Annotated in this window: 17 protein-coding genes; 10 read left to right on the plus strand and 7 right to left on the minus strand. The window is 39.3% G+C overall.

Features of this window, described 5'->3' with window-relative positions; all coding sequences use genetic code 11:
• Positions 1-65 precede the first annotated feature (65 nt).
• Positions 66-464, plus strand: coding sequence for a hypothetical protein (locus B155_RS0105975; RefSeq protein WP_018127341.1), 399 nt, complete (start codon positions 66-68; stop codon positions 462-464).
• Between the two features lie 21 nt (positions 465-485).
• Here B155_RS0105975 and B155_RS0105980 read toward each other — a convergent pair whose 3' ends face one another.
• The 7 genes from B155_RS0105980 to B155_RS0106010 form a co-directional block, all read right to left on the minus strand.
• Positions 486-1274, minus strand: coding sequence for an MBL fold metallo-hydrolase (locus B155_RS0105980; RefSeq protein ID WP_018127342.1), 789 nt, complete (start codon positions 1272-1274; stop codon positions 486-488).
• 142 nt (positions 1275-1416) lie between these two features.
• Positions 1417-3288: a DUF349 domain-containing protein gene (locus B155_RS0105985; protein ID WP_157464741.1), complete on the minus strand. Its 1872-nt coding sequence runs from the start codon at positions 3286-3288 to the stop codon at positions 1417-1419.
• 167 nt (positions 3289-3455) lie between these two features.
• Positions 3456-4277 (minus strand): mechanosensitive ion channel family protein, encoded by an 822-nt coding sequence (locus B155_RS0105990; RefSeq protein WP_018127344.1) that lies wholly within the window; start codon positions 4275-4277, stop codon positions 3456-3458.
• A gap of 135 nt (positions 4278-4412) precedes the next feature.
• Positions 4413-4598: a CsbD family protein gene (locus B155_RS0105995; RefSeq protein ID WP_018127345.1), complete on the minus strand. Its 186-nt coding sequence runs from the start codon at positions 4596-4598 to the stop codon at positions 4413-4415.
• Between the two features lie 83 nt (positions 4599-4681).
• The gene (locus tag B155_RS0106000; protein ID WP_018127346.1) at positions 4682-5032 is read right to left on the minus strand and encodes a hypothetical protein; all 351 of its coding nucleotides are present in this window, start codon (positions 5030-5032) and stop codon (positions 4682-4684) included.
• Between the two features lie 80 nt (positions 5033-5112).
• Complete coding sequence (locus tag B155_RS0106005) at positions 5113-5628, minus strand: SixA phosphatase family protein (protein WP_018127347.1); 516 nt, start codon at positions 5626-5628, stop codon at positions 5113-5115.
• A 1-nt stretch (position 5629) separates the two neighbouring features.
• Positions 5630-6943 carry an MATE family efflux transporter gene (locus B155_RS0106010; RefSeq protein ID WP_018127348.1) on the minus strand — a complete coding sequence of 438 codons (1314 nt, stop codon included), beginning with the start codon at positions 6941-6943 and terminating at the stop codon, positions 5630-5632.
• A 173-nt stretch (positions 6944-7116) separates the two neighbouring features.
• On the opposite strand from B155_RS0106010, the gene B155_RS0106015 reads away from it, so the two are divergent.
• The 9 genes from B155_RS0106015 (at position 7117) to B155_RS0106055 (ending at position 13105) form a co-directional block, all read left to right on the plus strand.
• Entirely contained in the window at positions 7117-7575 is a 459-nt protein-coding gene (locus tag B155_RS0106015) for a hypothetical protein (RefSeq protein ID WP_018127349.1), read from the plus strand.
• Positions 7575-8435: a hypothetical protein gene (locus B155_RS0106020; protein WP_018127350.1), complete on the plus strand. Its 861-nt coding sequence runs from the start codon at positions 7575-7577 to the stop codon at positions 8433-8435. The genes B155_RS0106015 and B155_RS0106020 overlap by 1 nt, the downstream gene beginning before the upstream one ends.
• Before the next feature lie 110 nt (positions 8436-8545).
• A complete protein-coding gene (gene rsmD, locus B155_RS0106025; RefSeq protein ID WP_018127351.1) occupies positions 8546-9100 on the plus strand; it encodes a 16S rRNA (guanine(966)-N(2))-methyltransferase RsmD in 555 nt (184 codons plus the stop codon).
• On the plus strand, positions 9097-9615 hold the full coding sequence (gene coaD / locus B155_RS0106030; protein WP_018127352.1) for a pantetheine-phosphate adenylyltransferase: 519 nt from the start codon (positions 9097-9099) through the stop codon (positions 9613-9615). Before rsmD ends, coaD begins: the two co-directional genes overlap by 4 nt.
• A gap of 90 nt (positions 9616-9705) precedes the next feature.
• Positions 9706-10905 (plus strand): pyridoxal phosphate-dependent aminotransferase, encoded by a 1200-nt coding sequence (locus tag B155_RS0106035; protein ID WP_018127353.1) that lies wholly within the window; start codon positions 9706-9708, stop codon positions 10903-10905.
• A gap of 77 nt (positions 10906-10982) precedes the next feature.
• On the plus strand, positions 10983-11342 hold the full coding sequence (locus B155_RS0106040; protein WP_018127354.1) for a DUF1304 domain-containing protein: 360 nt from the start codon (positions 10983-10985) through the stop codon (positions 11340-11342).
• Between the two features lie 2 nt (positions 11343-11344).
• Positions 11345-12097 carry a DUF1835 domain-containing protein gene (locus B155_RS0106045; RefSeq protein WP_018127355.1) on the plus strand — a complete coding sequence of 251 codons (753 nt, stop codon included), beginning with the start codon at positions 11345-11347 and terminating at the stop codon, positions 12095-12097.
• 80 nt (positions 12098-12177) lie between these two features.
• Entirely contained in the window at positions 12178-12747 is a 570-nt protein-coding gene (locus B155_RS13040) for a GbsR/MarR family transcriptional regulator (RefSeq protein WP_018127356.1), read from the plus strand.
• A complete protein-coding gene (locus B155_RS0106055) occupies positions 12740-13105 on the plus strand; it encodes a YraN family protein (RefSeq protein WP_018127357.1) in 366 nt (121 codons plus the stop codon). Before B155_RS13040 ends, B155_RS0106055 begins: the two co-directional genes overlap by 8 nt.
• The last annotated feature ends 7 nt before the right edge of the window (positions 13106-13112 follow it).

Raw genomic sequence — 13112 nt, forward strand, 5'->3', positions numbered from 1 at the left:
CCATTAAAAAATTTACAATTTGCTCAATCGTTTTTGTTTTCACCGCGATCCTTTCCTCTAACGTGATGGCACAAAATACAGATGGTGGCCGCACTGGATTAGGGGTAATGCTTGGTGAGCCTACGGGAATTTCTTTAAAATCTTGGAATAACAGCCGTACAGCTTTTGACCTTGGCTTAGCTTGGTCGCTTTCGGGTAAAGATGCTGTTCATATTCATGGTGATCATCTATGGCACAAGTGGTTAGATGTTGAAAATGGAAATCTAGCCTTTTACTACGGTATTGGTGCCCGCGCCGTTTTTTCTGACGACACTTATTTTGGTGCACGTATTCCATTTGGCCTGAACTATCTTATTGAAGACTCCCCTGTTGGGCTCTTTTTTGAAGTGGCACCTATCGTCGACTTCTTACCAGATACTGACGGTGACGCAAATGGTGGGATTGGAATTAGATATTACTTCTAATATCCCGAATTGAATTACAAATTAGGACAGGTTTAATTCCTGTCCTTCTTTTACTAACCCAACCGTTTGGTAGCTATCTGAAGCATATTCAGCTACCTCTAAATTTATTCGATCTAACACCTCATCACAATGATCGGGATCGTGATGTGTAAGCACTAAATGTGAAATACCTAGATCTTTGGTTACATCGATAACCGTTTCCCAGTCGCTGTGTCCCCATCCTAATCGATCCTTATGCTGCTCTCTTGTAAATTGTGCATCATGGATTAAAACGTCTGCACCTTTAACGAATGCTTTGAATTCATTTAAAAAGGCAGAATGATCTTCGTTATCAATAGGCAGCTCATTATCTGGGGCAAATATTACCACATGTGAACCGATATTAAATTTATAAATGGCAGTAGGGACGGTGTGATTGGCCCACATATATTCGACGGAATAACTATCGAAGTTTAAGGTTCCTTTCTCGAAAGTCATGCAGTCTAATTCCGACTCCAGCATATCTATAGAAACCGGGAAAAAAGTATTGGAGAGATGGCCTTGTAAAATCTCCTTACAGCCAGCCTCATCTTGTGGAGGCATGAATACTTTGAAGGCATTATTACTGTTATAAAACGGCTTAAAAAATGGGAAGCCTTGGAGGTGATCCCAATGTGGGTGGGTAATAAAAATTTTACCCTGCAAGTGGTGCCCATTGCTAGTAAGCTCATTGCCGAGGTTTCTAAAACCTGTTCCGCAATCAGCTACTATCAATTCATCTGTACCATCCAATTCAATTTGAATGCAAGAGGTATTACCCCCGTACTTCATATTGTTTGGATTTGCACATGGCGTAGAACCCCTTACGCCCCAATATTTTATTTTAATACCGTTTTTCAATAACACATACTTTATGGATGGTTATGATAACAAGTTCTCTCTTAAGTACTTACAATATTAGAAGAATTTAAATTTACTCTTCTTCATCCGAATCAGAAAAGGTATTTATTTCCTTATCTATTTCGACTAGTCTATGTTGCTTTTCTGTAATTCGGCCTTCCGCCTTTGTTATCTTTTCCTGTAGTTCATCTTTTAATTTATTGCCTTTATTTGTAGGCTTAAAATAAGTTTGTGCTTCTTTGTACTGTATCACTTCAGCTTCCAGCTTAGAGATATCTTTTTTGAGTGCACTTTGCTCTTTTTGCAGTTTTATGATCTGCTTTCTTTCTTCTGGCTCATACCCCTGAGAAGCCAATTCACGCTCGGCACCTAAATCAGAGCCCATTGCTCTGAAGCGATCGTAAATTACATCGCATGCTTCGCGATACTGCTTCCAAATTTTATTCTTTGCTTTAATAGGTACGTGCCCAGCATCTTTAAAGTCAGCCTGTAGTTTTTTGGCTTCTTCTACTGCTTTTGCTGGATCTTCGTGTTCACCTAAAGCGATAAGTTTATCAATAATTTCTTTTTTAACCGCGAGGTTATCTTTTTGCTCGCCTCTGCGTTCTTTGAAATGATCTCTACGGCTTTCATAGAAGTCATCCATCGCTCCTTTAAATTTCTTCCAGATCTTAGAAGACTTTTTACGAGGAACTGGCCCAATCGCTTTCCACTCTTTCATGAGGTCTTGCATCATACGGTGCCCTTCCTCATAGTTGTCGGTGTCTTTCACCTTTTGAGCTTTTTCGATAAGAGCTTCTTTGTGATCAAGATTTTTTTGCTCTTGCTCACGCAGTACTTCTAAATTGTCCGACTTCTTTTCGTTAAATGAATCGGTAGCTGCTTTAAACTGATCCCATAATTCATTTTCGTCTTTTTGTGGAAGATTCGCTGTCTTCTTCCAAGCTTTATGGAGCTTATTAACTCGGCGGGCTGCTTCCGCAATATTCTTGTCATCAATTAATGACTCTGCTTCAGCGATTAATTTTTTCTTTTTCTTTAGAGCAGCTTCAATTCGCTTTCTATACTCTTTGTCGTGCTTGAAGCGCAGTTCGTTAAATACATCTTGAGCCGCATTGAATCGATCCCAAACTCCTTCATTTTTTTCAACAGGAACACGACCAATTTTGCGCCACTGCGAAAGTAGGTCTTCAAATTCTTCATTGAGTGCATTGAAGTCGGCTTCTTCCGTATTACTCTTCTGATTTAACGCATCCATTTTATCTAGGATGAGCAACTTCAATGTTAGGTTCTCTTCTTCCTTTTGAAGCTTTTTAACGAGTCGGTCAACTTTATGACTTTCAAATTCCTTCATTAGAGCTTCAAATCGCTCGTTCAGAGCCTCAATTTCATTATGAGGCACTTGCTTAATGTGCTCCCATTTGTTCTTGATTTGAGCTACTTCTTTGGTTGCCGACCATTTTTCTTCATTAACAATGGCTGCAAATTCTTTCAGAAGGTCTTTTTTCTTTACGAGGTTTTCTTCGCGCTTTTTATTTAGCTCTTCGTAGTGTGCTTTTTTACGCTCTTCAAAATCTGCCTTTAGTTCTTCGTACTCCTTAAAGGCTGCTTTCGACTCCTCATCGTTTGGAGCAGGGCCATCACTTATATGAAGCCCTTGATTCGCAAATTCGTTAGATACCAAAGCCCAGTCGTTCGACTTCACAAATTCTTTTGCTTTGGCTAAAATCTCATTATAAAAATCTGCTGCTGAATTTTCCTCTGATTCTTCAACTTCACTTTCGCTTTCTGCAACAGTTTCAACTTCCGAAGACTCTTCTGTAGTTTCTACTTCCTCATCAACCTCAGCTTCTACTTTTTCTTCTGCTTCTGTTGTTTCAGTTTCTGCATTTGTTGCATCTACATTCATTTCTTCTTCGGTATTTTTTTCTTGCTCCAGGTTCATGGTATTAACCTTCTTTTCCACTTGGTTCGTTATTTCGGCTGATGCCTGCTATAGTCAAGCTACTAAGATAGTATTTCTAATCTTTTTTTTATAATAGATATGCCCATGAATAAAAAAAGCCGACACTTCCTCAAGTATCGGCTATAAAGCTTCTAAAAAAGCTCTTCTTAGTCTTTTATTTGATGCACATAAATATCTCTTTGTGGATATGGAATGCTTAAACCTTCTTTATCAAATGTCTTATACACTTCTTCGTTCATCCTAAAATGTACCGGCCAGTAATTTGATGCATCAACCCATGCACGAACTACAAAATTTACTGAGCTATCAGCAAGCTCTTTAACAGCTATAAATGGTTCTGGATCGGTATGGATGCGATCATCTTCTTTCAACAATTTTCGAAGTACTTCATAAGCTTTGTCTACATCATCTCCATAGCCTATTCCAAATACCCAATCCACACGACGTGTTGGTTGGGTAGAAAAATTAATGAGTGAATTTGTAGCTAAGGGACCGTTCGGTAGAATAATCGTTTTGTTATCCGGAGTAGTTAGTATGGTTACAAAAATCTGAATTTCTTTAACTGTTCCAGAGTGGCCTTGTGCCTCAATAAAATCGCCCACTTTGAAATATTTAAATAGCAGGATCATTACACCGCCTGCAAAATTCTGTAGAGTACCAGATAAAGCCATACCTATTGCTAAACCTGCAGCACCTAAAATGGCAATGAATGATGTCATTTCAATTCCCAGCATTCCTAATGCTGTAATGTACACCATAATCTTCAGCAGGATCGAAACCATTGATCGTAAAAACCCTTGTAGCGAGGGATCAACATTACTCTTATTCAACATCTTTTTAACTACACGGCCAGCCAAACCAACGGCCCATAAACCTACTACTAGTACCAGTATTGCTTTTACCAGATTCGGCCCGTACTCCATCACAAGTCCAGTAAAAAATCTGCTATCAAATTCGAAATTCTCCATGCTATAATGTTTATTAAAGTTCTAAATGAATATAATAGATATGTATACGCCCTCTAATTAGCATTTTTTATACTTAAAGAGTTCATATAAAAAAAGGGGAAACTAAATAGTTTCCCCTTTGAAATAGTCTATGAATCAAAGATTGTTGATTTCATCTTTAACCTCATCTTTGCTCTTACCGAGCTTTTCTTGCAGTCGACCTAACAACTCATCTTCTTTCCCATCTACATAAGTGAGATCATCGTCGGTTAAGTCTGAATACTTCTGCTTTAGTTTACCTTTTACTTGATTCCAATTTCCTTCAATTATTAAGTCGTTCATGATAATATATGTTTAATGAATAGTTCATTAGTTCATATAGTACACCACTCAATAAGTTCCGAAAATTAAGACTTTACCGTTATTTAGGCTTCGATGTCGTGAATCTCTTTCAAGATAGCTTTTGCATTGGCGTCTTTGCCCTGCATAGCACGGTGCTGAAGGTTAGTGATAATTTCTGGAGTAGCCCGCTCATACGCTTCTTCTTTAGCATCTTTTTCTGAAGCTGTTCTTATTAAGTCGTAAATGTCGTCGGCACGAACTACACTGTAAATATTCTCACTGTTAAAGGCATGAGAACGAAGAGATTCGAACTCGCTAAATACGCGTGGGAAATCAGCACTATCTTCCGCTTTAGTAATCACCTCTACATCTTCTGGCCCCTCTGCGCTTAGTGGAGTTTTGCATAGGAAAAAATAGTTTTGCTGAAAGTTCATATGAAATGTGCTTTGAGTTTTTTGAAGTCAATTAAAACTGAATATAAAGAATGCCATATAAAGTTATAGTGGTTAGTTCGCTAATCTTTTAACTGCTTCAGAACTTTAGGAATCATCATCCATTTCAATTGCGAGGTGCCCCAATTTATTTGCTCCCACCTTATTGCAAAGGTTTGAACACAAACTAGTGCCGCGGTAGGCATTCGAACCGACGCTTGATTTTGCGAACCCACTAAACCACTGGTAATGGCTTCAACCATTGGGTTATGGCCTACTAACATAATTCGATCAACTCGATCGTCTTGGCGTTGTATGGCTTCCAAATATGATTCCGCATTCCCGTAATACAAATCTTCGTCCCATTGAACTTCATTCACAGCGCCGCCAAAAGCATCTACTACATATTGTGATGTTTCTTTTGCTCTCTGAGCTGTTGACGAAATAACCTGCTGTGGCTTTTCCCCTATATCTCGAAGAAATTCGCCCATCATGGGCGCATCATGAATCCCACGAGGTGCCAAGGGTCGATCAAAGTCTTTCAGGTTTTCTTGCTCCCAGCTAGACTTTGCATGGCGAAGTATCAGAATCTGTTTCATATCAAGCTCCTTTCAAATTAAAAGCATCGAATAACTCTTTCTTTGCAAATAAAGTTAATGTCACACCCCGTACAACCATAAATGATGTCATAGCAATCCATAGCGCGTGATACCCTGTATACGGCTCAACGATATAATAAACCGGAGCGAAAAACAGAATCGTAGCAATGAGCATGGAGTTTCTCATAGCCGATGTTGCCGTTGCACCTATATACACCCCATCCCATATAAAACAGATGCTATTTATTATCGGAGCTACAATTAGCCAAATAGCTACCACCATAGCCGCTTCAATTACCTTGGGCTTATCCGTGAAAATCGCAATTAGTTCGCGATCAAAAATACCGTACATCATTGTTCCAAAGGCTCCAAAAGCCAAACCCCAAAACATACACACCCAAATGGCTTTCCTCATTTGTTTGAAATCTTGTGCACCTAAATATCTACCTACTAAACTTTCGGCGGCATAAGCAAAGCCATCAACAGCATACGAACTGATATACCACAACTGAAGCAATATGGTATTTGCCGCCAACCAAGTATCGCCTAATTTGGCGGAAGTAGCCGTAAAAAAGGCATAGGAGAAAATGAGGCACAGCGTGCGAATAAAAATATCTCTGTTAACGGTGAAGAATTTCTTGAGCTCGCTCAATTCAATAAGGTCATTCCATGCTATCTGTATTTTAACCTTATCATATTTGAACTTATAAAGAGTAAAAGCGAGGGCTAGTGCGATATAACTTGAAATTAAACTTCCCCAAGCCACACCGTCTACAGTCATATTGAATTTAAACACGAATATTAGATTGGCGGCAACATTCAATATGTTTAGAAAGATGGTAATCACCATTGGATAGCGTGCATTTTGCATTCCCAGAAACCACCCATTAATTGCAAACAAACCGAGCGTTGCGGGCGCTGAGAAAATCCTGATCTGATAATAGACTCTTGTAAACTGTTCTACTTCGGGTGAAGCATCTATTATTTTTAGCGCCAGTTCAATAATGGGATATTGTAAAAGCATGATTGCGGTTGCTCCTACCCCTGCCACAAGTAAAACTCTGTATAATATTACTCTAGTTTTGTGTGCATTATTTTCTCCATATGCTTGCGCAACCAGGCCGGTTGTACCCATGCGCAAAAAGCCAAATCCCCAGAAAATAAAATCAAAAATGATACTCCCTACAGCAATCGCCCCTAGATAATAAACGTGCTCTAAATGCCCTATAACAGCGGTATCAACGGCTCCAAGCAGTGGAACAGAGATGTTACTTATTATATTTGGAATAGCAAGTGCGAGTACTCGTTTATTCAAAATCTTTGGCTTTTTTTAAGCCTCAATAATACGTTACTATTTGAAGAAGGCATATTAAATTATTGTTCATCTGTAGCGCAAACTTTTGGGATGGTTGCATCTATAGAGGTGCCAATGTATTTTTAGCTCTTCAAGTTCTGAAACCATTTACAATTAACTGACATTTACCTCACATGAATATTGATACGCGCAATAAAGTACTGAGCATCGTTTTGGGCATTATAATCATAGGGTTAACCTATGTTCTTTACGATTCTATCATTACTCCTTACCAAGAAGTAATAGAGAAACAAGAAATGACTGAGCGCGTGCGCACCAGAATGTTAGCGATTAAAGATGTTCTCGTTCAGTATGAAAATACTTTCGGAAAATTCCCGCCAACTGAAGGTGGTCTTGATTCAGTAGTACAGTTTGTTCAAACAGATTCTATGTTATCAATGAGAAGCGATAGCATGTTCCAAGTAGACGATATCAACCAAATCGTATACTCACCTCGTGATGGCGCCAAATTCGTTTATACCGTAAACGACACTATTCGCCCTCCGTTATACTTATTGGAAGATCCAGGAACAGACGACACTATTGGTAGTCTTGAAAGAACTACCATGAGAAACGCTCCTAGCTGGAATTAATGAGCGAATCCACCTCAAATCTAGGTGTTTGTTTTTTTGCGGATCGGCTTTTCTATGCATTAAATGATCCGCAGAACAGCAAACACCTTTTTCGTATTGGCTCGTATGATTTCAACTTTGATGTTAACGAAGCCATTACAACCCTTCACTCAGAACACTTTCCTCTCCTTCAAAAAAGTTTTGAGAATATTTTCCAGCAACACAAAATCCAATCTGTTCGAGCTTTAACTCATCCCGGTGATGAATGCTGGACTGTTTTACCTAAAGTAGTGTACGATAACGCCGATGAGCGTGAAGATCATCTTTCAATATTAATGAAAGGCGTTGAACGAAAAGATATTGAGCCTACTTGGCATGCACTTAGTAAACCAGAATATAAATTTCTGTGCTTACGCCGTAGGGCTATCATGCACGGCTTTGATGAACTGACTAGTAAAATTGCCACTACGGAATTCACTAGCGATTTTGAAATCGCCCAAAAGTGGTCGAGCTTTTCTAAGCCAGGTGGTTCCTACCTCATGATTGGGTGCCATAAAAATGTACTCACCATCACTTCTTATCTACTGGGCAAATTTAGAGCTGCCACGTACATTCAGTTCGATCAAATTGAAGACGTGCCCTATCATTGGCTCCAACAAGCTCAGCATTCTAAATGGATGAGAGGACTACACGAGAATATATTTTTGTTTGGGCACCATACCCACGAGACCGAACAAACACTTCGAAGTTACTGGGACAGTAGTTCTGAAATCGTGCATCTAAACTCTCTTTCTCAAATCGGAGTTATTGCCGAAGAAGAAACTTATGGCTTCGATTTAGCCGCTGCATTTCCTGCTATATTATTAGCCTTAGATTTTTAATCTGTGTGAGCACTAAAAATGCTCATTAATTAATGTTAAATTCTCTGTTCAGAGAATGTCAATAAAGTGATATTTACAATTCAAGCCCTCTCGAAGATCGATTTCTAGCTATGAGAATTATTACCGGAAAATTAAAAGGACGAAGAATTACGATTCCAAAAGGATTAGAAGTTCGGCCAACAACTGATCGCACTAAAGAAAGTATTTTCAATAAAATTGAAGTGTACAAGTACTTAGATAATGCGAAAGTGCTGGATCTTTTTGGTGGATCAGGTAATCTGGGTTTTGAAGCTATATCGCGAGGAGCTAAATCGGTACTCTTTATTGAAAAAGACCCGAAGAATGTAGCCCTTATTGAAAAAACAGCTGAACAATTTGGTATAGCCAAGCAGATCAGTACTCAAGTATCTGATGTACAACGCTTCTTAGCTGGTATGGCAATGCCCTTCGACTTCATTTTCTGTGACCCACCCTACGACTACGAATGGATGGAGGAAATGATTGAGCTAATCCTTGAAGAAAACTGGTTAGAACCTTCTGGCTGGTTAATTCTCGAGCATGATAAATATCATAATTACGATGACCACCCATTATGCTTTTTCAGCAAAGCCTATGGACGTACTACGGTAAGTATATTTTCAAAAGAAAACCCTGACCAAGAATGAGTGAAACCATGAAGCATATAGCCTTATACCCAGGGTCGTTCGATCCAATTACATACGGTCATTTAGATATTCTGGAACGAGCTACTAACCTATTCGACAAAGTGATTGTTACAGTTGCCGTGAACAACAGTAAAAAGGCTGTATTCACCGGTGATGAAAGAGTAGAACTGATTAAGCAGTGCATCAAAGACAAAGACTGGGGTGCTAATATCGAAGTAAATCAGTTTACAGGTTTGTTAGTGAATCATGCACAAAAAATGAAAGCCAATACTTTGATTAGAGGTGTTCGCCAGATTTCTGATTTCGAATATGAATTTAGAATGGCTTTAACTAATAAACGCCTCGCTCCTGAAGTGGATACCGTATTTCTAATGCCTGATGAGCACTTCACGTTTATTTCGGCCTCTTTAGTTAAAGAAGTGGCGTACTGGGGCGGAGATATGACTTCATTTTTACCCCCATTAGTTGCTGAAGCCTTAGAAAAAAAACAGCAGCAAAATAGAGCCGAGAAATAGATTCATTTATCTACGAACACCCTATTCCCTTTTATCTAGTTATTTGGGATTTTCAGTGCCCCCACAAAAAACTTTTTAACAACCGTATTCATGATTTCAAAACGAGCTCAGCAACTACAACCCTCTGCTACTTTAAAAGTAACAGGACGAGCAAAAGAGCTGAAGCGTCAAGGTAAATCCATTGTATCGCTAAGTGCAGGCGAACCTGATTTCAAAACACCACAGTTTATTTGTGACGCTGCTATCGAAGCTATTCAGAATGGTTTCCATGGATATACGATGAATACAGGTACCCCTGAGTTACGCGCGGCTATTGTTGAAAAGCTTAAACGTGATAACAATCTCGAATTTGATGCCGCTCAAATTGTGTGCTCGAATGGAGCAAAACAGTCGGTGGGCTTTAGTCTTCTAGCACTCATCGATAAAGGAGATGAAGTTATAATACCTGCTCCTTACTGGGTTTCTTATCCTGAAATGGTTCGCTTAGCTGAGGGAGAGTCTGTAATTGTTCGAACATCCTTTGAGAACAATTTTAAGCTTACACCGAGCCAATTAGAAGAGTCGATTACTGAGAAAACGAAAGCGATTATTTTATGCTCTCCAAGTAACCCAACGGGTTCGTGCTATTCTAAAGATGAACTAGCAGCTCTAGCAGATGTATTACGCAAGCACCCGAATATCTATATCATATCGGATGAAATTTATGAGTACATCGTATTCGAAGGCGATCATGTAAGTATACTAAATGCTGCTCCCGACCTTAAAGATCGTGTTGTACTGATAAATGGTTTCTCTAAAGGATTTGCAATGACGGGCTGGCGCCTAGGGTATTTAGCGGCTCACCCTGATGTGGTAACAGCCGTATCTAAAATTCAAAGCCAGGAAACTTCTGCTCCTTCATCCATTTCTCAAAAAGCGGCTGAAGCTGCGTACAATGGTCCTTTGGACGAAGTTCTAGCAATGAGAGAAGAGTTCAAAAAACGACGTGACTTCATGGTTGCTTCTCTCAATGAAATTGAAGGCGTAAGCTGTTTCACTCCGGGCGGGGCATTCTATGTATTCCCAGATATTTCACATTATTTAGGTGCTAAAAAGCCGAACGGCGATACGATTCAAAATTCTACGGAATTATGCCTTTACTTACTGGATGAGTTTGGCTTAGCGGTTGTTCCTGGAGATGCTTTTGGTGAACCCGATGGCCTTCGCATGAGCTATGCCGCAGCGATGAGTGACCTTGAAGACGCAATGAATAGATTTCAAGAAGGATTAGCTACGCTCACCGTACACTAACGGCGGGCCTCATTACTGTGGCAATACTTTGATATAAAGGCTGTGCTTTCTAGATTGCATAAACTAATCGGATTGCCATGCATACTTTTACTCAAATTCTTATTGGCCTTGTTGCTTTCTTGCACCTATACTTTTTTTGGCTCGAATCTTTTGCGTGGCAAACAAGAGCACCCAAAGTATTTAAAGGATTTTCAAAAGAATATTTTGCCACAACCGCTTCTCTTGCCAAGAATCAAGGTCTTTATAATGGCTTTTTGGCTGCTGGCCTGATTTGGACCTTCTTTATTTCTGATCACCAGTGGAACTTTTATATCTCCATTTTCTTTTTGACCTGTATTGTGATAGCAGGCGTTGTTGGAGCTATTACAGCCAATAAAAAAATATTCTTTATTCAAGCACTACCCGCCTTAGTAGCTCTGATTCTACTACATCTTTAAACATGAGCACATACCATATTCTGAATGGCGATTCTCTTCTTCAATACATAAATGAACATCACCTAGTTAAAGGCGAATTTATTGTTTTGCGTGAATGCTTAGTGGACGGCCCTGTTCAACATGAAAGTATTGAAGACCTTTTTGAAAAGAGAGCACAGTTTTTGGCTACAGCCTATGGCGACTCAACCATGGATTATCAGGCCAGTTCTGTATCTGAATTCAAAAAAATATCAAGCATACCTCCGAATAGTAACATTCACTTGTGGTTTGAAGAGGATTTATTTTGCCAAGTGAATCTTTGGTTCGCCTGCTACTTGCTTTCGAAAACAGATTTACAAGGATCTAGTGTCTATCTAGTATTACCCTCCAAAGAGCACCCCTACAGTTTTGCATCAATGCAAACAGAGGAACTATTGAATGCTTATTCAAACAAACTGAGGTTGGAATTAGACGACCTTCACCTACTTGCTAATTTTTGGCTAGAGTATGCAAAAGGGAATTACTATCTACTTCACACATTGGCTACACAAGTTGAAGAGAAATTTCCTTTTCTACTTAAGGCAACCAAAGCCAATATCGTATTGCATAATCCCGATGAGCATTCAAAAAGCCCTACACAAACACTGAAAATAATGCTCGATTTACATGGAGCTGAAAATTTTGGACTGATCTTTCAGGAATTCACCCGCTTCTACCCCGAATTAGGCTTTGGCGATTTACAAGTAATGAGAATGCTTAAAGAACTTCAAAAGTAACTTCCTCCTTAACTTCTTAGCATCGTATATTCAACGCTCATTATTTTGCTTGAATAGCGATATAACCGTTTATTAAACTCATGGAAAGAAACGAAGCATACACTGAAGCCTTAGATAAGTTTGTTAAGCTCTGGGGAGATATGGCATCGGCATGGGGAATCAATAAAACGATGGCGCAAATCCATGCCCTTCTTTATGCGGAATCTCAGGCCCTTGATACGGATTCCATCATGGAAAAGCTGGGTATAAGTCGAGGTAATGCTAATATGAATTTGCATCGTTTACTCGAGTGGGAGCTGATTCATAAGGAGCAAAAACTCGGAGATAGAAAAGATTATTATAGCGCCGAAACTGACGTTTGGAATATTGTATCTACGATAATTCGTGAGCGGCAACAAAGGGAAATCGCCCCCATTCGAGCAGAATTACAGGATTGCATCAAAACACTTGAGGCTGGCGGTTTAGAAGATGAGGAAAGCCGTGAGTTTAAAGAACGCATTGAAAATTACAATGAGTTTTTGGAGATGTTTGAACGCTTTACGGATGCACTACTGCCCTATATCAATAAAAAGAACTTAGGATTCCTAAAACAGCTCATTAAGCTTGTTGAAGTAAAAGAATCACTGATTGGATCAAAAAAGAATGACTAAGAAAACCACCACCGACATTGGCAATGAAGGTGAAGAACTCGCATGCGCATATTTAGAATCTAAGGGTTGGAGAATCCTAGAAAGAAACTATTTCTTCGAAAAATCGGAGGTCGATATTGTAGCTTATGATGATACCGCCATCGTTTTTATTGAGGTCAAAATGAGATCCAGCGATAAATTCGGTAAGCCAGAAGAATTCGTGAGCGAAGTGAAAGTAGAGCATGTTTTTAAAGCGGCTGAAGCCTGGATGTATGAACGGAAAATGGAAGGCTCTCCTATGCGATTCGACGTAATCGGTATCTTAAATGAAAAAGGAAAAGCTCCTGCCTTTAATCATATTGAAGACGCATTTCGATAACACATAC

This window comes from Balneola vulgaris DSM 17893, from assembly GCF_000375465.1.
Classification (GTDB): domain Bacteria; phylum Bacteroidota; class Rhodothermia; order Balneolales; family Balneolaceae; genus Balneola; species Balneola vulgaris.